At 59.7% G+C, this 22,070-nt stretch carries 15 protein-coding genes; 9 read left to right on the top strand and 6 right to left on the bottom strand.

What is annotated here, in order from left to right:
• Nucleotides 1-6 precede the first annotated feature (6 nt).
• The 3 genes from ACMX25_RS30200 to ACMX25_RS30190 all read right to left on the bottom strand — a co-directional run bounded on the left by ACMX25_RS30200 (nucleotide 7) and on the right by ACMX25_RS30190 (nucleotide 3,854).
• Nucleotides 7-882 (bottom strand): helix-turn-helix domain-containing protein, encoded by an 876-nt coding sequence (locus tag ACMX25_RS30200; RefSeq protein ID WP_414953587.1) that lies wholly within the window; start codon nucleotides 880-882, stop codon nucleotides 7-9.
• A 215-nt stretch (nucleotides 883-1,097) separates the two neighbouring features.
• Nucleotides 1,098-2,615, bottom strand: a complete 1,518-nt coding sequence (locus ACMX25_RS30195) for a UdgX family uracil-DNA binding protein (RefSeq protein ID WP_414953586.1) — start codon at nucleotides 2,613-2,615, stop codon at nucleotides 1,098-1,100.
• Between the two features lie 27 nt (nucleotides 2,616-2,642).
• On the bottom strand, nucleotides 2,643-3,854 hold the full coding sequence (locus ACMX25_RS30190; RefSeq protein ID WP_414953585.1) for a putative DNA modification/repair radical SAM protein: 1,212 nt from the start codon (nucleotides 3,852-3,854) through the stop codon (nucleotides 2,643-2,645).
• 217 nt (nucleotides 3,855-4,071) lie between these two features.
• On the opposite strand from ACMX25_RS30190, the gene araD reads away from it, so the two are divergent.
• The 4 genes from araD to ACMX25_RS30170 all read left to right on the top strand — a co-directional run bounded on the left by araD (nucleotide 4,072) and on the right by ACMX25_RS30170 (nucleotide 9,144).
• On the top strand, nucleotides 4,072-5,868 hold the full coding sequence (gene araD / locus ACMX25_RS30185) for an L-arabinonate dehydratase (RefSeq protein ID WP_414953584.1): 1,797 nt from the start codon (nucleotides 4,072-4,074) through the stop codon (nucleotides 5,866-5,868).
• Nucleotides 5,869-5,888: 20 nt separating this feature from the next.
• Nucleotides 5,889-6,623 (top strand): ribonuclease activity regulator RraA, encoded by a 735-nt coding sequence (locus tag ACMX25_RS30180; RefSeq protein WP_414953583.1) that lies wholly within the window; start codon nucleotides 5,889-5,891, stop codon nucleotides 6,621-6,623.
• Between the two features lie 30 nt (nucleotides 6,624-6,653).
• Nucleotides 6,654-7,988, top strand: a complete 1,335-nt coding sequence (locus tag ACMX25_RS30175) for an MFS transporter (protein ID WP_414953582.1) — start codon at nucleotides 6,654-6,656, stop codon at nucleotides 7,986-7,988.
• Between the two features lie 85 nt (nucleotides 7,989-8,073).
• Nucleotides 8,074-9,144: a LacI family DNA-binding transcriptional regulator gene (locus ACMX25_RS30170; RefSeq protein WP_414953581.1), complete on the top strand. Its 1,071-nt coding sequence runs from the start codon at nucleotides 8,074-8,076 to the stop codon at nucleotides 9,142-9,144.
• A 15-nt stretch (nucleotides 9,145-9,159) separates the two neighbouring features.
• Here the strand turns inward: ACMX25_RS30170 and ACMX25_RS30165 are convergent, their stop codons facing one another.
• Entirely contained in the window at nucleotides 9,160-9,882 is a 723-nt protein-coding gene (locus ACMX25_RS30165) for a haloacid dehalogenase type II (protein WP_414953580.1), read from the bottom strand.
• Between the two features lie 326 nt (nucleotides 9,883-10,208).
• Here ACMX25_RS30165 and adh point away from each other — a divergent pair, with 326 nt between their 5' ends.
• The 5 genes from adh to ACMX25_RS30140 all read left to right on the top strand — a co-directional run bounded on the left by adh (nucleotide 10,209) and on the right by ACMX25_RS30140 (nucleotide 17,554).
• The gene (gene adh / locus ACMX25_RS30160; protein WP_414953579.1) at nucleotides 10,209-11,729 is read left to right on the top strand and encodes an aldehyde dehydrogenase; all 1,521 of its coding nucleotides are present in this window, start codon (nucleotides 10,209-10,211) and stop codon (nucleotides 11,727-11,729) included.
• A 73-nt stretch (nucleotides 11,730-11,802) separates the two neighbouring features.
• Nucleotides 11,803-12,195: a DUF779 domain-containing protein gene (locus ACMX25_RS30155; RefSeq protein WP_414953578.1), complete on the top strand. Its 393-nt coding sequence runs from the start codon at nucleotides 11,803-11,805 to the stop codon at nucleotides 12,193-12,195.
• 142 nt (nucleotides 12,196-12,337) lie between these two features.
• Nucleotides 12,338-14,341 carry a sigma-54-dependent Fis family transcriptional regulator gene (locus tag ACMX25_RS30150; RefSeq protein WP_414953577.1) on the top strand — a complete coding sequence of 668 codons (2,004 nt, stop codon included), beginning with the start codon at nucleotides 12,338-12,340 and terminating at the stop codon, nucleotides 14,339-14,341.
• 147 nt (nucleotides 14,342-14,488) lie between these two features.
• Nucleotides 14,489-15,652 (top strand): sigma-54-dependent Fis family transcriptional regulator, encoded by a 1,164-nt coding sequence (locus ACMX25_RS30145; protein WP_414953576.1) that lies wholly within the window; start codon nucleotides 14,489-14,491, stop codon nucleotides 15,650-15,652.
• A 99-nt stretch (nucleotides 15,653-15,751) separates the two neighbouring features.
• Nucleotides 15,752-17,554, top strand: coding sequence for an NAD(P)/FAD-dependent oxidoreductase (locus tag ACMX25_RS30140; protein ID WP_414953575.1), 1,803 nt, complete (start codon nucleotides 15,752-15,754; stop codon nucleotides 17,552-17,554).
• A 70-nt stretch (nucleotides 17,555-17,624) separates the two neighbouring features.
• Here the strand turns inward: ACMX25_RS30140 and ACMX25_RS30135 are convergent, their stop codons facing one another.
• Together ACMX25_RS30135 and ACMX25_RS30130 are read right to left on the bottom strand one after the other, a co-directional pair.
• The gene (locus tag ACMX25_RS30135) at nucleotides 17,625-20,591 is read right to left on the bottom strand and encodes a bifunctional diguanylate cyclase/phosphodiesterase (protein WP_414953574.1); all 2,967 of its coding nucleotides are present in this window, start codon (nucleotides 20,589-20,591) and stop codon (nucleotides 17,625-17,627) included.
• The gene (locus tag ACMX25_RS30130; RefSeq protein ID WP_414953627.1) at nucleotides 20,588-21,829 is read right to left on the bottom strand and encodes an ABC transporter substrate-binding protein; all 1,242 of its coding nucleotides are present in this window, start codon (nucleotides 21,827-21,829) and stop codon (nucleotides 20,588-20,590) included. The genes ACMX25_RS30135 and ACMX25_RS30130 overlap by 4 nt, the downstream gene beginning before the upstream one ends.
• Nucleotides 21,830-22,070 lie beyond the last annotated feature (241 nt).

Genomic DNA, 22,070 nt, shown 5'->3' with positions numbered 1-22,070 from the left:
CGGGCCCTACCTTTTGACCGAACGGGCCATCGCGTTACGCAGGTCGGAGGGCGAATGGTCGCCAATCCGGCGCATGGCGCGCGCGAGGGCCGCGCCGCTTTCGAAACCGACGCGAAAAGCTATTTCGCCGATCGGCAGGTCCGTATCGACGAGCAGCCGGCAAGCATTCTCGTAACGCGCGCGCTGCTGGAACTCGCCGATCGAGAGGCCCGTGCCTTCGCGGAACAGTCGCGTAATGTGGCGGCGAGAAATGCCGAAGCGTTGTTCCAGGTCGTCGAGCGGGATGTCCTGATCGGCATGACGGGTAATGAAGGCTTCGAGTTCGGCGACCAGCGCCATGCCGTGCTCACGGGGCGAAGTCCCCGGCACCGTCTCGCCGGCGATAACCTCGCCAATGCACTGCATCAGCAATGCCGACGACAAGGCCTGGCGGATCGTCGGGCCGCCGTAGGTGCCCATGTCGTTGCGCAGCGAGATTTCCTGCAGCGCACGGATTGCGGCGGTTCGGCGCACGAGCAGCGGGACGCGCGTGCGCCGGCGGAATTCGCCGAGAGAGCCAATTCCGGTGTCGAGTTGTTGCAGTGCGTCGTCGGTCACGTAGACGGCGACGTGCGTGTGCGTGGCAAACCCTGCCCGGGTTTGATGTGCCCGTCCCGATGGAACCACCGCGAAGCGATCCTGCGACAGCCAAGTACCGGCGCGCTGGTCTTCATGCCGAAGCTCGACGGCGCCGTGGCTCGGCAGGATGAACATCAGGCAATCGTGCCAGTGCCACGGCATGGCGTAGGTGCCGCCGCCAGTGAGCGTCGCATGGCCGTGGTCGGCGGCGACCAGCAGGCCTTTGTCGGCTGGGTGACAGAGTTGGTCGAACGATCGCAGCATGGCGAACCTCCCATGCAAGTTTAAATGGGTGTCGTACCGCTGGCCGGCTTTGCAATGGATCCGCCTGACACGCGTCGAGGTCAGGACGGCGTCGGCCCGGCACAAACGGGATCTGGCGAGGATAGCAGCGCAAAATGCGGCGGGGTATTCCGGTTGTCATCAATGCTGGCTGATCGCACCGCTATTTGCAAACAAGCCCTTGGTCCGCGCCACCTTCACAAGCCTCTCTGATCGCCCACGGGCCGGTCGGCTCGCTGATCCGTCAGGTCTCTAGCGCGCGCCAACGCGTCGCTGATCGCCAGGGTGACCTGCTCACGTCCTCCCGCGTCGTCCCGACGTAGTGCAAACGACGGATGATAGGTCGCGATCACCTGCATGCCATTCAGCTCGAACGAATCGCCGAGATATCCTTGCAGACTGACCTTTTCACCAAGCAATGCGCCCAGCGCCGTCGCACCTAGCGTGACGATGACAGCGGGGCGAACGCGTTGCAATTCACGCTCGAGCCAGACAGCGCAAGCCTGCACTTCGCGCTGCGCCGGCGTTTTGTGCAGCCGGCGCTTGCCCCGTGGTGTCCACTTGAAATGTTTGACCGCGTTCGTCAGATAGAGATCGCTACGACGCAACCCGGCACGCTGAATGGCCTCGTCAAGCAATTGCCCCGCGGGTCCCACAAATGGTTTGCCGCTCAGGTCCTCCTGGTCCCCGGGCTGTTCGCCCAGCAATACGATGCGCGCATCCGCCGGACCTTCGCCCTCCACCGCCTGCGTTGCGTGCTGCCACAGCTCGCAACGGCGGCACGCGTCGAGTGAACTGGGCGCGGTTCGCGACGGCTGCGCCGCTTCGGCTTCGACAAGAATGGCTTTTCCATCCAATGCACCGACGCCGCTCGCTTGCGCAAGCCGTCGAGCACCACTCTTCGCTTCGCTGATCATTGATGGAATCAGCAGGCCTTCAGGCAGTCCCTTCCAGTAACGAACCGGCATGTGCTGATGCAGGGCCGTCTCATTCAGCCGCGCCGGATTGAAGGTGCTGCGGTAATACGCGAGCCAGAGCGCCTCGGCGGCGTCGGGCGCAATCGCGCTGCGCTCTGTGTGACCGTATTTCAGGTGCAATGTGACGCCGTCCCACGACGCAGCGCCTGACGGCGTGGCGATCAGCCAGGTCGCGCGGCCCATGCGCTGGGCGAACCGCTCGGCGCCCCACGCAAGGATGTCGTGCGCGGGTTCGTACCAGGCGACGTACTCCGGCTCGCCCGCGGCATGGTGAGCGCACTGGCGAAAGCGCACGTACGCGATCATGTCGTGTTTGTCACGTCGAACCGCTTTTGCCATTTGCTGCAGGCGTGCACCGTCGACGTCGGCAGGCGATGCAACGGCGCGATCGCCCTGGTGCCATCGCCAAATGACCTTATACAAAAACGCCCAGCGACGTGGATCCCGATATAACGCGGCATCGCTGAGTTGGGCCGCAAGTGTTTTCGAAATACCCACTACCAGCGGCGGCACGGCAGATTGGAACGGACGCGGCGCGGACACCGCCTCGTCGTTGCCGGTCTGGTTCGCGTCGAAATCGAACGAACCGCTGGTTGGCTCCACATGACCGTTCGCAGCACCATGCGCAAAGTCGTCGACCCGCCAGTCGATGGCTTCCGGGGACACGTTTGCCGCGAGCATCCGCAGGGCGGCGGCGCGCCACGCGCTATACGTATTCTCGATAGCGATGGTTTGCATGGAATGTCCGCTCGCTAACATGCGCGCTCACAGCAGCGCGAGCTGCACAGGTGGCGGCGTCAGCACTCGCCGCAACTGTTCCGACGACACGTCTTTCAATGGCGCCCGATAATCCTGCGTGACGATAAACGGCTTGATCTTCGCCATCGAGCAGCGCAACTGCACGAGATCCTGGTAACGCACCGCGCGCGAGCGACGCAGCTCCACCAGCCGTTGGGCATTGCGCATGCCGATTCCTGGCACGCGCGCAATCATGCGAAGCGGCGCACGATTGAGGTCGACCGGAAACTGATGCCGGTGAGACAGCGCCCACGCAAGCTTCGGGTCGATATCAAGCGACAACGAACCGGCTTCACCGAACAGTTCGGCCACGTTGAAGCCGTAACCGCGCATCAGGAAATCAGCCTGATAAAGCCTGTGCTCGCGCAACAGCGGCGGCGCCTGCGAGGGCAGGGCGGAAGGACTGTCGGGGATCGGGCTGAACGCCGAGTAGTAAACCCGCTTCAACTTATACGACCCGTACAGCGTCTCGGCTGTACGCAAAATGGTGCGGTCGTCCGTAGCGTCTGCACCAACGATCATCTGCGTACTTTGACCAGCGGGTGCAAATTTAGGCGCTTTTTTGTCGCTGAGCGCTTCGTCCTGTCCAAGCCGGATTGAACTCATGGCCAGCTTGATCGTGCGCGCACTCTTCTCAGGCGCGAGCTGTTCGAGGCTGATCTCGGTCGGAAGTTCGATATTGACACTTAGCCGGTCAGCATATTTTCCGGCCTGTGCGATCAGTCCCGGATCCGCGTCGGGAATGGTCTTCAGGTGCAAGTAGCCGCGGAACTGGTGGTCCTCACGCAATGACTGCGCGACGCGAACGAGTTGCTCCATGGTGTAGTTCGACGACTGGATGACGCCGGAACTTAAAAACAGGCCGTCAATGTAGTTGCGCCGGTAAAAATCCAGTGTCAGGTCCACCACTTCTTCAGGCGTGAAGCGCGCACGCGGTACGTTGCTGGACCGACGGTTCACACAGTACTGACAGTCATACAGGCAGAAATTGGTCAGGAGGATTTTCAGTAGCGACACGCAGCGGCCATCCGGCGTGAAGCTGTGACAGATACCGGCGCCCGTGCTCGATCCCAGCCCAGGTCCACCACGCGAACTGCGTTTCGGCGCGCTGCTGCTGGCGCAAGACGCGTCGTATTTCGCCGCGTCTGCCAGCACTTCGAGCTTCTTGAGCAGTTCCATTTCGTCCGCGCTTTACTGTATATATATACAGTATTGTACGGGGCTGTCGGGTCGAAGCAAAGGGTTTTTACGCTTGCATTCCTGCGGCTGAAATCCCGTCGATCTGCGCTCGCAGCCGCCCTCTTATGCGTGAAATCCCTGACGGACGCTCGTCAATGATAGCGTTACCATTCGCTCATTCAAGAGCGTGTTGACAGCGCTATCAAGGAGAACCAGCTTGTCCTCGAATCTGCCCGCGAAACCCACCGCCCCTCGCAAGACCCCCGAACAATTACGCAGCTACCGCTGGTATGGCGTGAACGATCTGCGCTCGTTCGGCCACCGTTCACGCACGGCGCAAATGGGCTATCACCCATCCGATTACATGGGCAAGCCGGTCATTGCCATCGTCAATACATGGAGTGAGCTCAACTCGTGCCACACGCACTTCAAGCAACGCGTGGAGGAGGTCAAGCGCGGTGTCTGGCAGGCTGGCGGTTTCCCCGTCGAGATGCCCGTGATGACGCTCGCCGAGCCGTTCCAGAAACCGACCACCATGCTGTACAGAAACTTCCTCGCGATGGAAACCGAGGAGTTGCTGAAGTCGTACCAGTTCGATGGCTGCGTGCTGATGGGTGGCTGCGACAAGACCACGCCCGGCCTGCTGATGGGTGCGATCAGCATGAACTTGCCGAGTATCTATCTGCCCGCCGGCCCGATGCTGCGCGGCAACTGGAACGGCCGCACGCTCGGCAGCGGTTCGGACACCTGGAAATACTGGGCGGAACTGCGCGCGGGCAAGATTACGGAAGAGGAATGGAAAGGCATCGAAAGCGGCATCGCGCGCTCGCCGGGCCATTGCATGACCATGGGCACGGCGTCGACCATGACCACCGCCACCGAATCGCTCGGCCTGACGCTGCCCGGCTTTTCATCGATACCCGCAGTCGACTCACGCCACGCGCAATTCGCCTCGCTGACGGGCCAGCGGATTGTGGAAATGGTCTGGATCGACCAGAAACCCTCCGACATCCTGACCGCGAAATCCTTCGATAACGCCGTCACCACCGTGCTCTCCATGTCGGGTTCCACGAACGCAATCGTGCACCTCGTGGCGGTCGCGCGCCGTGCTGGCATCGACCTGACGACCGCACGCTTCGATGAACTCGCGCGTATCACGCCGGTGCTCGCGAACCTGCGCCCGGCCGGCAAATACCTGATGGAAGACTTCTTCTATGCAGGCGGTTTGCGCGCATTGCTCGTGGAACTGGGCAGCCTGATCGATGGCACGCAGATGACAGTGAGCGGATCGACGCTCGGCGAAAACATCGCGGGCGCGGAGATCTTCGACGACGACGTGATCCGCAAGCGTGCCAATCCGGTGGTTGAACGCGATGGCCTCGCGGTGCTGACCGGCAACCTCGCGCCGGATGGCGCCGTGATCAAGCCGGCCGCCATGGAGCAGCATCTGCTGAAGGCGCGCGGGCCGGCTGTCGTGTTCAAGGATTACGCCGACATGGCGGCGCGCATCGATAGCGAAGAACTCGATATCACCGCGGAGTCCGTGATCGTGCTGCAACACGCGGGTCCGGTGGGTGCGCCGGGCATGCCCGAGTGGGGCCAGTTGCCGATCCCGCAGAAGCTGCTGAAGCAAGGGGTGAGAGACATGGTGCGGATCTCGGACGCTCGCATGAGCGGCACGAGCTACGGCGCGTGTGTACTGCATGTGGCGCCGGAATCTTTCGTTGGCGGTCCGCTTGCGCTGGTGAAAGACGGCGACATGATCGAACTCGATGTCCCCGGCCGACGCCTTCATCTCGATGTCAGCGACGCAGAAATCGCCGCTCGCAAAGAAGCGTGGAAGGCGCCGAAACGCCCGTTCGAACGCGGCTTTGGCGTGATGCATCAGCTTCACGTCACGCAGGCAAACAAGGGTTGCGATTTCGACTTTTTGGAAGAACCGGTGACCGCGTCGTCGTCTGAACCCGTTGCAGCGGCGGCAAGCGCGCATCGTGACGAACCCGAGATTCACTAACCGTATACAGAGCACTCCATATGAATTCATCCGACACCTCTGTCAGCAGCGCCGCGCTGGAATTATTGCGCCACGTCAGCACGGCCACGCTCACCACGCAGTTGTTCAAACGCGGCTTGCGCAACGTATTCCTGCAAGGCGTCGCGCCGCTCGTCAAACCTGCACCGGGTGCACCGAACCTCGTTGGCCCGGCATTTACGCTGCGCAATATTCCCGCGCGTGAAGACCTCGATCACGTGGGCGTCTTCCAGGACCCGGACCATCCGCAGCGCAAGGCGGTGGAGAGCGCGCCGCCGGGCAGCGTGCTGGTTCAGGACTGTCGGGGCGACCGGTCGGTTGCATCGGTGGGATCGATTCTCGCGCTCTGGCTGGCGAAGCGCGGCGTGGCGGGCATGGTCTCCGATGGCGCCGTGCGTGACAGCGGCACAATTTCCGACCTCGGCCTGCCGCTGTGGTGCGCCGGCGCGAGCGCGCCGTTGAACCTCGCGAAACATCATGCGGTGGATATGAACGTGCCCATCGCGTGCGGCGGCGTGGCGGTATATCCAGGCGATATTGTGGTCGCCGATGTAGACGGTGTCGTGATCGTGCCGCACGAAATGGCGGAAGAAGTGGCGCGCGATGCGACCGAGCAGGAGCAACTGGAAATTTTCATCTCGCAACGGATTGAAGAAGGCAGGCCGTTGCGCGGGACGTATCCGCCGAATGAAGAGACGCTCGCGGCTTACGCGCAATGGCGCGCACAAAAACAATAACAACCCGGACAACGGGCTGCAGGAGACACGGTGAATACTGTTCCGCAAGCGATAGATGAGACACCCTTGATCAATCGGCTGGCATTCAGGCTGATGCCGCTGCTTGGCTTGCTCTATTTGATCGCGTATATCGACCGGTCGAATATCAGCTTCGCCAAGCTGCAGATGCTGGGCAGCCTCGGTTTGAGCGAAGTGGCCTATGGGCTGGGTGCGTCCTTGTTTTTCATCGGTTACCTGATCTTCGAAGTGCCGAGCAACGTACTCCTGCACAAGTACGGCGCGCCGCGCTGGATCGCACGCATCATGCTGACGTGGGGCATTGTCACCGTGTTGCTCGCGTTCACGAAAAACGCCACTACGTTTTACGTGCTGCGCTTCCTGCTCGGCGCTTCGGAAGCCGGGCTTTATCCCGGCGTGATTTATTACCTGACGTTGTGGTTTCCATCGCGGCATCGGGTGCGGATGCTGGGGTATTTCACGGTGGGCAGCAGTCTTGGCAACATGGTGGGCGCGCCTATTTGCGGCTGGCTGCTGGACAAGGGCGGACTCCTTGGTCTGCAGGGCTGGCAGCTCGTGTTTATTGTCACGGGCATCCCGTCGATTCTTCTTACCGCCGTCGTGCTGCTGTATTTGCCGGAGTCTCCGCTCAAAGCGAAATTCATGTCGGATACCGAAAAGAAATGGCTGGCCGATACGCTCGATAACGAACGCGCGCTCACAGCGCAAACGGAAGCGGGCAAGACCAGGTTCCTTAGCGTGTTGACGGAGCCGCGCGTGATCGGCATGGCGCTGTATTACATGATGCTGTCCATGTCGGTGTATGGCGTGAGCTACTGGCTGCCGACGCTCGTCAAGGGGTTCGGTGTCAGCAATACCGTCAACGGTCTGATTAATATCGTGCCGTGGCTGCTCGCAACTATCGTGCTCGCATGGTTGCCGTCGAAGTTGCGCGCGGCCGACCGCACGATGACCGCGATGCTCTGTGCGTCGGTGCTGGGTGTGATGTTCTTTCTCGGCAGCGTGTTCCTGCCGACCAACACCTTGCGTTTCATTGCGTTGAGCCTTGGCGCGCCGTGCATGTATTTGCTGCTGCCGTGTTTCTGGACGCTGCCATCGAAATTCCTGACCGGCGCGCGCGCGGCCGCCGGGATCGCGGCGATCAATTCACTGGGTAATGTGGGCGGTTTTGTTGCGCAGAATCTCGTGCCATGGGTCCGGCAAGTGAGCGGCAGCACGAAGGCGCCCATGCTGATTCCTGCGGCGTGTCTCTTTACGTTCGGTGTCGTCACGCTGATCTTGATTCGTCGCAATCGTCACGATGGTACACAGGATGCGGCTAATGGGCGACGCGTGGAAGTGGCGTAGGGCGCAGCGATATCGTTCTTATGACGCTGCCCGGTCGGCGTTGACTACAATACCGGCGTCAAGCCCTCCTGCGACCAAGCGAACCATGCCGAACGACAAGCCGATTGCACCGACCATCGATGCCCGGGACGATGCTCTGCCCGCTTCGCCCAAGCGCTCGCGCGGCGGTCCGAAAGGGCTGCGTATCACAGACGTTGCGGCGGTCGCGGGCGTCTCACCCATCACGGTTTCGCGTGTTCTTAACAATCCCGAATCGGTCGCGCCGGAAACGCTCGAGCGCGTGCGGCAGGTCGTGCAGAAGCTGGGTTACGTGCCTAACCGGCTGGCGGGCGGGTTGTCGTCGTCGAAATCGCGGCTGATCGCGGCGATTGTTCCGACCATCGCGCACTCGTTGTTCTCCGAGACCATCCAGGTGTTCAGCGAGACCATGTCGAAGGCCGGTTATCAGGTGCTGCTTGCGTTGAGCGGCTACAGCGATTCAAGCGAAGAAACGCTGCTTGATGCCGTGTTGAGCCGGCGTCCTGAAGGCGTGTTGTTGACCGGCGTGGCGCACACCGAGTCGTTGCGCGAACGCCTGCGCAATGTCGGTATTCCGATTGTTGAAACGTGGGACATGACTGAGACGCCGATCGATATGCTCGTCGGCTTTTCGCATTATCAGGTGGGTGTTGCGGTTGCGGAGCGTTTCCTGGCCAGAGGCGTTTTGCATCCGGGTCTGGTGTCGGCCAACGATGACCGCGCGATTGCCCGTATCACCGGTTTTCGTGAACGGCTGGCGCGTGCAGGGATCCCCGACATAGCCGAGGTGATAGTTGCACCGCCCAGTTCGGTAGCTGCCGGAAAGGCTGCGTTGCCCTTGTTGCTTGAACAGGTGCCATCGCTCGATGCAGTTTTCTGCGGCTCGGATCTGCTGGCATTAGGCGTGCTTGGCGAGGCAAAACGCCGAGGTATCGACGTGCCGTCGCAACTCGCCATCTGCGGGTTCGGCGACCTGGAGTTCGCCTCGGAAACCAGTCCGCAGTTGACGACCGTGGGTGTGGACGGCACGCGTATTGGCGTAAGCGCGGCGCGCTGTTTGTTAGAGCGACTGAAAGGCGTGACGGAGACAAACGTGGTCGATGTCGGGTTTCATATTGTGGAGCGGCAGACGGTTTGAGGTTGGTTAGCTTCCCTAAGCCCCCATTTTATCCGCCAGATCATTGAAGTCTTTTGCGATCACGTCCCAGTCCGCGTCGGCCTTCAGATCCGTGGCCTGCGCCGGCCCATGTTCCGTCGGGCGCGCCACAAACGCCGTCTTGTATCCGCATTGCCTCGCCGCCGCGAGGTCGCTGTTATGCGCGGCGACCAAACACATTTGCTCCGGCTTCAAACCTAATACATCCGCAGTTCGCAAATACGCCTCAGGCATAGGCTTGTAAGCCTGCACGACTTCCGCGCCCAGAATGGCGTCCCACGGAATGCCGGCCCGTTTCGCCATATCGAGCATCAGCGCGATGTTGCCATTCGAGAGCGGCGCAATGATGCGAGTGGCCTTGAGCCGGGTGAGGCCGCTCGGCGAATCGGGCCACGGATCCAGCCGATGCCATGCCAGATTCAGTGCATCGATTTCATCGGCCGGAACACTTGCGGGATCAATCCCATAGTCCGCCAGCACCGCCAGCAAGTTCTCCCGGTGCAAGACATCGAGCCGGACAAATGCTCTCCGGCCGCTGCGCACCTCTTCCATGGCAGGGCCATATCGGCGACGCCAGGCATCGGCGAATTGCGCCGGGTCGATGCCGCTGATTCCTCGCTGCTCCAGAAACAACGCAGCGTCGCGCGCTACGCCGCTGCGCCAATCCACGACCGTGCCGAATACATCGAATACCAACGCCTTAACGCCGATCAATGACATCGCGTGTCCCTTCCTTTAGTCCCACCTATGACGACCATTACCGCCGTGATTCGCGGCCCGAACCTGTAACCCGTAGTTTGCACAACAAATTCGCCGCGCGTCGTGACCGGACATTGCGCCACTGCGCTGTTCCGTTTCAACACGATTTCCAGCACAGGTGTTCCGAAACGGAACGCATGGTCATCCGCGTGCGCAAGCGAATATCGCCCACGGCCTTTACCCGCATGCAAGACGCCCGTTGGCACGCATCTCGCAAGCTTGTTCCCACCGGTCGCGGCAATCATAGCCGCGGCGGTCATTCTCACCGACATGCGAGGAGCACGCACATGAATCACGCCGAGATGCAATTTTTGAACACCGACTTCCCGTATAAAAAGCAGTATGGAAACTTCATCGGTGGTCAATGGGTCAAGCCGGTAGGTGGTGAGTATTTCGATAATATTTCGCCGATCACCGGCGAAGCGTTCACGTCCATCCCGCGCTCGCGCGAAGCCGATATAGAACTCGCGCTCGATGCAGCGCACAAAGCCAAGACCGCCTGGGGCAAGACGTCACCCGCCGAGCGAGCCAACATCCTGAACAAGATCGCCGACCGGATGGAAGCGAACCTGACGCGCATCGCGGTGGCGGAAACCATCGATAACGGCAAGCCGCTACGCGAAACCATGGCCGCCGATATCCCGCTCGCAATCGATCATTTCCGCTATTTCGCGGGCTGCGTGCGGGCTCAGGAAGGCTCGATTTCGCAAATCGATGAAGACACGGTCGCGTACCATTTCCACGAGCCGCTAGGCGTGGTGGGGCAGATCATTCCGTGGAATTTCCCGATCCTGATGGCGGTGTGGAAACTGGCACCAGCGCTGGCTGCCGGCAATTGCGTCGTGCTAAAGCCGGCCGAACAAACGCCAGCTTCACTACTCGTGCTGCTCGAGTTGATCGAAGATCTGTTGCCCGCAGGCGTGCTGAACGTGGTCAACGGCTTTGGACTGGAAGCAGGCAAACCACTGGCATCGAATAAGCGGATTGCGAAGATTGCGTTCACTGGCGAGACGACGACTGGTCGCCTGATCATGCAATACGCGAGCCAAAACCTGATTCCGGTGACGCTCGAACTCGGCGGCAAGAGCCCGAATATTTTCTTCGCCGATGTCATGAACGCCGACGACAGCTACTTCGACAAGGCGCTCGAAGGCTTCGCCATGTTCGCACTGAACCAGGGCGAGGTCTGCACGTGCCCATCGCGCGTACTGATTGAAGAGTCGATCTACGACCGTTTCATGGAGCGCGCGCTCAAGCGGGTGGCGGCAATCAGCCAGGGACATCCGCTGGACTCGAAGACGATGATCGGTGCGCAAGCCTCGCAAGAGCAGCTTGAAAAGATCCTGTCGTATATCGATCTCGGCAAGCAGGAAGGCGCTGAATGCCTGATCGGCGGCGAACGCAATGCGCTTGATGGCGAACTGAAAAACGGCTACTACATCAAGCCGACGGTCTTCCGCGGTCACAACAAGATGCGCATCTTCCAGGAGGAAATCTTCGGGCCGGTGCTGTCCGTGACAACGTTCAAGGACGAAGCGCAGGCGCTTGAAATCGCCAATGACACGCTGTATGGCCTCGGCGCAGGCGTGTGGACGCGCGATGGTACGCGGGCTTACCGTTTCGGCCGCGATATCCAGGCTGGACGCGTGTGGACCAATTGCTATCACGCCTACCCGGCGCACGCGGCATTCGGCGGTTATAAGCAGTCAGGCATTGGCCGGGAGAATCATAAGATGATGCTCGACCACTATCAGCAGACGAAAAACCTGCTGGTGAGTTATAGCCAGAAGCCGCTCGGGTTCTTCTGATCGACGTGCTTGTCTGATCTGGATGGCGGGCCGCGCTGCGGCTCGCCATAGTCTGTGTTCAGTGGAAACCCTTATGACCGAACAAGAAATTTCGCGCGTGATCGCCACGCCGGCGGCAATCGAGTTGATCGACAAGCTGAAGGCCGAACACGGGCAGGTGTTGTTCCATCAGTCGGGCGGTTGCTGCGACGGCAGCGCCCCCATGTGTTTCCCGGTCGCCGAATTCATGGTCGGTTCGTCGGACGTCAAGCTCGGCGAGATAGCCGGCGTGCCGTTCTACATGAGCGAATCGCAATTCGAGTACTGGCAGCACACGCAATTGATCATTGATTGCGTGCCGGGCAATGGCGGCATGTTTTCGCTGGAACGCCCAAGCGGGTTGCGTTTTCTCACGCGATCGCGTCTTTTCGAAGACACCGAATCTGCGTGGCTCGAGAGCCATCCGGTTGAGCGCGTGACGAACTAGACCCGAACCAGACCCGGGGCTGAACCCCGGCCAAAGCCGGGATTGAATGCTGTAGCGGTGGTACATTGTCTCGATCGACCACGCGACGGGCGGAGCTGACGACCGACTCCTTCCGCGAATGATGGCGAAGGAGACAATGGTTATGGACCCGGTTTCTATCGACCGTTCAAGCGGATCAAGCCGATCCGCGCTGCTGGCCAGCAATCATGCCAGCCATTTGAAAGGGCGGGATATCATCAGGCAATCGCACGAACGTTCCCGCAGCTTCGGCCTGTCGGACACCATGCGGCCCGACTACGGGGTGCTCAGCGAAGCCGATCTCCGGCTCAAGCGCGAACAGAATCGCGCGCTCTCCACGCATGCGCTGCCCGTCATAGAAACGCTCTACGGGCAGATCGCCAATACGCACAGCATGGTCGTCCTGACCGACTCCGAAGGACTCATCCTGCATTCGCTAGGCGACGACGATTTTCTCGCCCGCGCGGACCGCGTCGCATTGCGTCCGGGCGCGTTATGGAGCGAGCAGCGGCAGGGCACCAATGCCATAGGTACGACCATTGCCGAAGGCGACGCCACCATGGTGCTCGGCGATCAGCATTACCTGCGCGCGAACCGCTTCCTTGCGTGTTCCAGCGTGCCGATCCTCGATCCATTCGGCGAGTTGTTGGGCGTTCTCGATGTCACCGGCGATTGTCGCGGCCACAGCCGTCACACCATGGCGCTTGCGAAGATGTCCGCGCAAATGATCGAGAACCATTTGTTCACCAGCGCCTTTCCTGAAGCACTACGAATCCATTTCCACGGGCGGCCCGAGTTTATCGGCACGTTGATGGAAGGCATTGTTGCGTTCAGGGCTGACGGGCGTTTTCTGTCGGCTAATCGAAGCGCGCAGTTTCAGTTCGGCTTGCCGCTTGCGTCGTTGCGTGCGCATACCTTGTCGTCGCTATTCAACGTCTCGTGCGGCGAGTTGTTCGACCGCGTGTGCAGCGGGATTCGCAGCGGCGCAGGCACGCCCGTTGATCGCACGATTTCCCTGTGCTTGCACAGCGGCGTTAATGTTTTCGCCAGCGTGGACCTAAGGCGTTCTTCGGCTGTTGCACTCGCAACCGATAACCGCGATGTGATCGACGTCGTCGCTCGCAAACGCGTCCCTGAACCGCAGCCTCAGCAGCCGAAACTCTCCGGCCTGCGCTACCTGATGACCGGCGACGCGCAGGTTGCGGCACTTGTTGAACGGGTGCGCAAGGTGATCGGTAAAAATATTCCGATCCTGATTGGCGGTGAGACCGGTACCGGAAAAGATGTCCTCGCGAGCGCGGTGCATCGCGACTCGCCGCGTAGCGACGGGCCGTTCGTTGCGGTGAATTGCGCGTCGATCCCGGACACGCTGATTGAAGCAGAGTTGTTCGGCTATGAAGAAGGCGCGTTCACCGGCGCGTCCAAACGCGGCGCTTGCGGCAAGATCCTGCAAGCCGATGGCGGCACGTTGTTTCTTGATGAAATTGGCGATATGCCGTTCTCGTTGCAAAGCCGTTTGCTGCGCGTGCTGCAAGAGCGCACGGTGACGCCGCTCGGCAGCACGCGCGCCGTGCCCGTGGACTTCGCGTTGATCTGCGCGACCAACCGCAATCTGCGCGAGCGCGTCACGGCTGGCGAATTCCGCGAAGATCTCTATTACCGGATCAACGGTCTGCTGGTGACGTTGCCACCGTTGCGCCAACGGACCGATCTTGCCGCGACCGTCGAGAAGATCCTGCGCGCCGAGCGTCCGAGTGGTGAGCCCATCAGGGTTTCACCCGAGGCGCTGGCGGCATTCACTCACCACCCGTGGCCCGGAAACTTCCGGCAACTGGCGAATGTGTTGAGGACTGCATGCGCGATGCTTGACGACGATGAGATGTGCATCGGCCTGGACCATCTCCCGCAAGATTTCTTCGATGACGCCCGCGATGCCGCGAATGCGCAAGCAGCCGCGCCGTCGTCTGCGAAGGACAGCGCGCGCCTCGACGATCTCGCGCTCTCCGCGGTGGCGGCAGCGCTTGAGACACACGCCGGCAATGTCTCGGCGGCGGCGCGAATGCTCGGCGTATCGCGTAACACGCTCTATCGGAAGATGGCTGCGCTCGATGAAACGCGGCGCCGTTGATTGAGACGATTGTCTCAGTAACTTCGATGGTGCACTGCGGTGTGATCTCCCGGAACACGCATGCTAAAAAGTCACCATGCGTTTAAGTTTTCGGGTTGCCGCGATTAGTGATTGGCGCGGGCGCACCGAATCTGCCGGAGACTCTTCATGCCGTATGTTTCGCAGACCAGACACATCGATCGCGTGCGCAGCGTGATAGAAGGCCGCATGAGCAGCCCCGGTGCGGATGCGTCGCGGCTGGCGTCATCGTACAGGCGGTCGCTGGAGCAATATCATCTCGACCCGGGCGCGACCATTGGGCCGCGCATCCTGACCGTTCCCGAATTGCGCGATGTCCAGCAACGCGAAGAAACCGTGCTGCGCGCATCAGGTCAATGTCTTTCGCGACTGCATGAAACCGTCCGCGAAGCCGACTACTGCGTGATGCTGACCGATGCTGCGGGCGTGACCATCGACTACCGGGTGGATCGCGATCGCCGCCACGAATTCAAGCGTGCGGGTTTGTATCCCGGTTCGTGCTGGTCCGAGCGCGAAGAGGGGACATGCGGCGTTGCTTCGGTGCTGCTCGACGCCGAGGCCATCACCGTCCACAAGACTGACCATTTCCGCGCGGCATTCACCACGCTGACCTGCAGCGCGTCGCCTATCTTTGGCGTGCAAGGCGAGTTGATCGGCGTGCTGGATGCGTCCGCGGTGCGCTCGCCCGAAGAGCGCGAGAGCCAGCGGCTCGTCAACCATATCGTGCGGCAAAGCGCGTTGCTGATAGAGGACGGTTTCTTTCTCAACGCGACCACGCATTGCTGGGTGTTGCTCGCGCATCGCAGCCGGCATTACGTTGAGGCCCAGCCCGAAATACTCATCGCCTTCGATGCACGCGGTTACGCGATCGCCGCTAACCGGCGCGCGAAGGAATGTGTGCCGGGGCTGGGTCAATTGCCGCGCCACGTCTCCGAACTCTTCGATATCCGCGCCGAACGCCTGCTCGATGTACGCCCCGGACGCGATCTCATTTCGTTCAGGCTGGTGGGCTCGGGTTCGCCGTTGCATGCGCGTGTGAGACTGCCTGTCGCGCGCGCTTCCCGACGCGCGGGGTCGACGCCGACATCAACAACGGCATCGCTCGAAGCCAATAGGCCGACGGCACAACCCGCGTTGTCTGAAAGCGAAACGCTGGAGCGCGCTCGCATAATCGCTGCGATGTCCGATGCGAAATGGCGGCCCGTTGTGGCGGCGCGGGCGCTGGGTTTGTCGCGGGCGACGTTGTATCGGCGCATAGCGAAGTTTGGAATAGTGGCGCCGCACAGGCGCTAGCAAGAGATAAGCGTGTTTAATTTAACGGGCAAAGAACCCGTCATTTCTTGATCGGTACCAATCGATAGTTAGTCATCCGTATCTCATGGAGGAGCGACCATGTCTGAGCAGAACCCGAACCAAACCATTACCCACATCCTGGAGACATTCGAAGCCGCGCTTAAAAGCGGCGATACGGCAGCCGCCGTGGCGCTATTCCAACCTGATGGTTATTGGCGCGACCTGGTGGCGTTCACCTGGAACATCAAGACGATGGAAGGCCGCGAACAGATTGCCGCCATGCTGAATTCGCAGTTGGATTCGGTCAAGCCGTCGAGGCTGAAAATTGCCGATAACGAAACGGCAACCGAAGCGGACGGCGTGACGCAAGCGTGGATCACGTTCGAGACCGGCGTTGCGCGCGGTACGGGTTTTATCCGCGTGAAGGACGGACAGATCTGGACGCTGCTCACGACCATGACCGAACTCAAAGGCCACGAAGAAGCGAAAGGGTTCAAGCGGCCCATGGGCGCCGAACACGGCGCGCGCGTCGACCGCACAAGCTGGAAGGAAAATCGCGAAGCGGAACTGGAGACACTGGGTTATGAGAAGCAGCCGTATTGCCTGATCGTCGGCGGCGGGCAGGGCGGAATTGCACTAGGCGCACGGCTGCGGCAACTGGGTGTGCCGGCAATCATCATCGATAAGAACGAGCGGCCCGGTGACGCATGGCGCGCGCGTTACAAAACCCTGTGCCTGCACGATCCGGTGTGGTACGACCACATGCCGTATCTGCCGTTTCCGGACAACTGGCCGGTGTTTTCGCCGAAGGACAAGATTGGCGACTGGCTGGAAATGTACACGAAGGTCATGGAGTTGAACTACTGGGGAGCGACCACTTGCACGTCTGCGAAATATGACGAAGCCGCGGGCGAATGGATCGTGGAAGTCGAGCGTGGCGGCGAAAAACTGACGCTGCGGCCGAAGCAACTCGTGCTTGCAACCGGCATGTCGGGCAAACCGAATCTGCCGAAGTTCAAGGGCATGAATGTATTCAAGGGCGAGCAGCATCATTCGTCGAAACATCCGGGACCGGACGCATACAAGGGCAAGAAGGTCGTGGTGATTGGCGCGAATAATTCTGCCCACGATATTTGCGGAGCGCTGTGGGAAGCGGGCGTGGATGTGACCATGGTGCAGCGTTCGTCCACGCACATTGTGAAGTCGAACTCGCTGATGGATTTGGCGCTGGGCGATCTTTACTCCGAGCGCGCGGTGGCGGCGGGCATGACCACGATGAAGGCAGACCTGACGTTCGCATCCATTCCGTACAAGATCCTTCACGAGTTCCAGATCCCGGTGTACAACGCGATTCGGGAGCGTGATGCGGAGTTCTATGACCGGCTGGAGAAGAGGGGTTTCATGCTCGATTTCGGCGATGACGACTCGGGCCTCTTCATGAAATATCTGCGGCGCGGTTCGGGTTATTACATCGATGTGGGCGCATCGGATCTCGTCGCTGACGGCAAGATCAAGCTGAAAAGCGGCGTCGATGTGGTCGAGTTGAAAGAGCATTCGGTCGTGCTCAGCGACGGCAGCGAACTTGAAGCAGATCTGGTTGTGTACGCGACCGGATATGGGTCGATGAACGGCTGGGCCGCGGATCTGATCTCGCGTGAAGTCGCGGACAAGGTGGGGAAGGTGTGGGGCCTGGGATCGAATACGACCAAGGACCCGGGGCCGTGGGAGGGCGAGCAGCGCAACATGTGGAAACCGACGCAGCAGCACGCGTTGTGGTTCCATGGCGGGAATTTGCATCAGTCGCGGCACTACTCGCAGTATCTGTCGCTGCAACTCAAGGCGCGGATGGAAGGGATTCCAACGCCAGTGTTCGGTTTACAACAAGTGCATCATTTGTCGTGATCCCGGGTGGTAGCTGACACGAGCCCGGCAGTGATCGATTCGTTATCGATCGCTGCCGGGTACATATGTTTTAGGCGTCGACCGTGCTGGTCGTAGCAAGCGCATGATAAGCCCCGCCCTGGTCGAAACCCGGCCATACCAACGCCTCGAATCGATCAGACGGTACCGGCTCGGAATACAAAAACCCTTGGGCGAAATCACAGCCTACGGAGATCAGGAAATCCCGTTGCTCCGTCGTCTCGACCCCTTCGGCAATGACTTTCAATCCGAGTTTGTGAGCCAGTACGACCATCGCTTCGCAAAGCGCCTGATTGTCGCCATCGAAGGCGAGGTTCTGGACGAATGAACGGTCGATCTTGAGATAGTCGATATCAAAGCGCCTGAGATACGCGAGAGACGAGTAACCGGTCCCGAAGTCGTCGATCGAGACCCGGATCCCCGCATCACGGAAGGTCAGCAATTTCTCGTCAATCTTCGATTCGGCATGCAGTAACAGCCCCTCGGTTATCTCGACTGCAATACTCTCTCCCGGCATCCCTTCCCGAATCAGATAGTCGGGCCATTGGGCGCACAGAACACTGTCTTGACGGATCTGCACCGGCGACACGTTGACGCTGATCTGGAACGACGGATGGAATCCGTTGCGCCATTTACGAGCCTGCTGCACGGCCTGCTTGAACATCCAGTCACCGATCGGAACAATGAGCCCCGTGTCTTCGGCGAGTGGAATGAAATCCAGCGGGCTGATCGTGCCGCGCTCGGGATGCAGCCAGCGGATCAGCGCCTCGGCTTTATAGATTTCCCCGTTCGTCAGGTCAACGATGGGCTGGTAATAGATCTGGAACTGCTCGCCCGGCAGCGCGGCGCGTAAGTCACTTGTGAGACGCCGGCGCTTTTCTGCGGCCAATTGCAGGTCAGGCGTGAAGTAGCTGAACCGGTTACGCCCAGCGTTTTTGGCCGCATACATGGCCTGGTCGGCATTCTTGAAAAGGACATCGAGTTCGTTGGTGTCGTCGGGGTAAAGCGTGACGCCGACGCTGGCAGAAATGAACGCCTCGTCCGGGCCGAGCTTGAAGGGTTCGGCCAGGTTGTCGATGATCGTCTGTGCAATCCGGTCAATACTTTCTATGTCGTCCAGATCGGGCAGGATGACGGTGAACTCGTCACCACCCAGACGCGCGACCGTGTCCGATTCGCGCACGCTCATCGTGATGCGCCTGGCGGCTTCGATCAACAAGATGTCGCCGGTGTCGTGTCCCAACGAGTCATTGACCTCTTTGAATCGATCCAGGTCGATCAGCATCAAGGCCATGCGCTTTCCGGAACGACGCGCCAACCGGGCTTCATGCTCAAGACGGTCGTGAAACATTTGACGGTTCGGAAGATTCGTCAGTGCATCGAAATTGGCCTGTTTCCAGATCGTTGCCTCGAATGCCATCCGGTCCGATAAATCACGGCCAACGGCCAGCACCGAGTTGACCTTGCCCGTCCGGTCAATCTCCGGCGTGAGGCGGATATGAGTGCACTGTCCCTGTCCGTCCCGGCTGATCCATTTCAGTTCGAACTGCGAACTTTCCCCGCTCGAAATGACGTCCAGGATCTTCATCTCGTAGATCAGCGCGTTAGGGCCGCCGGGGATTTCTGAAGGCCGTTTGCCGATTGATTCACTAAAGCTGCATCCCGCCGAACTACAGAACGCGGGATTAGCGTAAGTCCGGTGGAGGTCCCGGTCGTAACGGGTAATCGTGTCGGGAGAATTCTCGATCAACGTGCGCGACTCGTGCTCCCTGGAAACGAGTTCTGCCGTACGCTCAATGACGGTCTGTTCCAGCGAGGCGTTGATCTCGTTGATCTTCTGAATCTTCTGCTTGATCGCCTCGCGCATTCTTTCAAAACGCTGCGCGAGTCTGCCTAGCTCGTCTTCACTGTCGGCATCGGTGAGCACTTGCGTACCCGTTTCGGGGGCTCCCGCATCGTTGCCGGTGTCGTGCATCTTGCGCACGAGTTCCTTAAGCGGCGCCGAAATGCTATGGGAAATGAAGTACGCGAGGAAGATCGACAGCAGGAAACCCGAGATGCCGACCAGGATGATCTGATTGCGCACTGTCTGCGCCTGTGCCGTTAACTTCGCTTCGGGAATCGTGCTGACCACGAACCATGTGGTGCCGGGAATCCTCGAATACGCGGCAAAGTAATGCGCACGGCGCTCGCCCTCGAAGGCGACAAAACCGCTCGCCTTGCCGTAGGGCTGGTTGTGCGTAATTTTATCGATCAGGTCAGGTTGAACCGTCTCGCTGGTAATGGTCGAGGCATCGTCGGCACGCACAATCAGCTTGTTGCTGCTGGCGTCGAGGACGTAGATTTCCGTTCCACTCCCCAACGCGACATCATTAAAAATGGTCGAGAAATATTCGGGGCGAATCACCAGGACCAGGTTACCGATCTGCCGATTGTTGCTCTTGCTGATAATGGCCCGCACCATTCCCAGGTTTTGTTGCCCGACGCCATTGTCGTAACTGCCCCAGTAAGGGCGTCCATTGTGATCGGGAGCTTGCTCGACCAGGCGTGACACTCCCTGCGTCAATTGCGCGAACGCCTGGGTGTCCATGATCCGGTTGTGCTTGTCGAGCAGATATTTCTGGTTGATGAAATCAATCGATCCGTAATGCTCCAGGAGCAACCGGGTCATGTCCCGGCGCGCCTCGCTCTGCTCCGTTGGGTTGCCGTTTGTGACGCGCGTCAGCGCGCCTTGAACCCGGTCGGAGAGCACAAGGAAGCTGCTTTCCGTTTCGATCTGCTCCATTCTCAGCAAGACATTCTTGGAGAGCTGCTTGACTACTTCTTTCGAAAATATCTCGGCTTTCTCCCTGATCGCTGCGGTCGATTCCACATACGATAAGTATCCCGAAAGAAGTATGGGCACCAGTGAAAGCAGAATGAATGCAGAGATCAGCCGGTAACGAATCTCCACCCGGCGCAGCAGATCCAGGGACAGGTATTCGAAAATGCGTCGCAATGCACCCATGATTGAGCTCATTTGTAGTGCATCTTTGCTTCGTTCTTGACTGATTCATCCAGGAGTTTTGCCGCTTGCCTGGGCGTGATCTTCTTGAACAACACGTCTTGCATCAACGAATGCAGCCGCTCGATCGAACTGGAGGGCAGAACCGAATAGTAAGGGCTGGAGGTCACCGGAAAGTGACTGACCTTGTTCGTGTAGTCGGCAATCTTCAGATTGCTTACTGTCGTTCCGTCGACTTGCTTGAAGGGCGGAATATTCTGACGTTTTCTTTGGAGAATGGAGAATCCCTTCCCGGCGATAAACTCGAGGAAGCGTGTTGCCGCGACTTTGTTCTGCGTTTCACACACGGCAAACCCGGTTTCGCTGCCAATCACGGGTACCACTCGCTTGCCCGGCGCGTTCCAGGGGGGAATGAACACGCCAACGTCGAAAGGGTTGCCGTTCAGGAAAAGGCCGGCCGCCCAACTGCCATGGAAAGCCATTGCCACTTTGCCGTCCTTGAACAGACGTATGCCTTCATCGTAATCCGTCGACATAAATCCCTCTTGGACATATCCACGGTCCGCAATCAGCAGGATCTTGGCAAAGATATCGGCTACCTGAGGCGTGTTCAGGTCGAGTGTACCGTCCGAGATTTTATTTTTCCAATCCGGCTCACGTGCGACCACATTGTTGGCAAAGCCGAAACTGAAGGGGCCGTTGCCGAGCATGTTCGGGAAGCCGCCGTTCCACATGATGGGTGTAAAGCCCGCCCGCTTCAACTGGTCGCAAACAATCAGGAACTCCTGGAAATTGGTCGGCAGTTGCTTGATTCCCGCCTTCGCGAACATCGCCTGATTGTAGTAAATCAGCGTGGTGGCAACACCGCCGGAGATTCCAAATTTCTTGGATTGCCGGCTCGTCCAGTCTCCTTTGAGCGCATCGAGCATGTTGTTCCAAGCCGATGTCCCGCCGACGTCCGCGAGGATGCCTTGATCGGCAAGTTCAGCGGCGTAAGCGTTCGGATTGACACTGACCAGATCCGGCAAGTTGCCGGAGGCGATCCGGGGCTTGATATTTTCTTCGACTGAATTGCCGATCATGAACTGCACGTTCACGCGTATGTCGGGATTTGCCTTGCTGAAATCGGCGGCGATCTGAAGCATTTCCTCCGGCCAGTCGGGCGCCCATATCAACGCGGTAATGGTGGTCCGGGCCGGCGCGGCGGCGTTCGACGAGGGATTGTCTTGCTTGTGACAGCCGGACAACGACATCAGAATGACGGTGAGCAGGACAGATAGCAGGGAGGCAAGCTCAATTCGTCGCACTGGAGGATTTACTTTTTGGTTGCGGGATGGAACGACCCGGCTTCAGTCGGCGCTATAGGCTTACTTGAAAGCTAACCGTTGGAACCTGCACGCGACAGAGCCGAAGGCATGACCATGATGCGACTCTGACGCGGCAAATCGCAAAGACAAGGCGAATTGAACAGAGGCAGTGCTTAGTCTGAATATC

The organism is Caballeronia eucalypticola, from assembly GCF_047608185.1.
GTDB lineage: Bacteria > Pseudomonadota > Gammaproteobacteria > Burkholderiales > Burkholderiaceae > Caballeronia.
This window is presented reverse-complemented; position numbering and strand designations above follow the sequence as displayed.

Coding starts and splice junctions, on each gene's coding strand:
- ACMX25_RS30200 (WP_414953587.1), bottom strand. CDS start 882: ATGCTGCGATCGTTCGACCAACTCTGTCACCCAGCCGACAAAGGCCTG.
- ACMX25_RS30195 (WP_414953586.1), bottom strand. CDS start 2,615: ATGCAAACCATCGCTATCGAGAATACGTATAGCGCGTGGCGCGCCGCC.
- ACMX25_RS30190 (WP_414953585.1), bottom strand. CDS start 3,854: ATGGAACTGCTCAAGAAGCTCGAAGTGCTGGCAGACGCGGCGAAATAC.
- ACMX25_RS30180 (WP_414953583.1), top strand. CDS start 5,889: ATGAATTCATCCGACACCTCTGTCAGCAGCGCCGCGCTGGAATTATTG.
- ACMX25_RS30170 (WP_414953581.1), top strand. CDS start 8,074: ATGCCGAACGACAAGCCGATTGCACCGACCATCGATGCCCGGGACGAT.
- ACMX25_RS30165 (WP_414953580.1), bottom strand. CDS start 9,882: ATGTCATTGATCGGCGTTAAGGCGTTGGTATTCGATGTATTCGGCACG.
- adh (WP_414953579.1), top strand. CDS start 10,209: ATGAATCACGCCGAGATGCAATTTTTGAACACCGACTTCCCGTATAAA.
- ACMX25_RS30155 (WP_414953578.1), top strand. CDS start 11,803: ATGACCGAACAAGAAATTTCGCGCGTGATCGCCACGCCGGCGGCAATC.
- ACMX25_RS30150 (WP_414953577.1), top strand. CDS start 12,338: ATGGACCCGGTTTCTATCGACCGTTCAAGCGGATCAAGCCGATCCGCG.
- ACMX25_RS30145 (WP_414953576.1), top strand. CDS start 14,489: ATGCCGTATGTTTCGCAGACCAGACACATCGATCGCGTGCGCAGCGTG.
- ACMX25_RS30140 (WP_414953575.1), top strand. CDS start 15,752: ATGTCTGAGCAGAACCCGAACCAAACCATTACCCACATCCTGGAGACA.
- ACMX25_RS30135 (WP_414953574.1), bottom strand. CDS start 20,591: ATGAGCTCAATCATGGGTGCATTGCGACGCATTTTCGAATACCTGTCC.
- ACMX25_RS30130 (WP_414953627.1), bottom strand. CDS start 21,829: ATGTCGTTGTCCGGCTGTCACAAGCAAGACAATCCCTCGTCGAACGCC.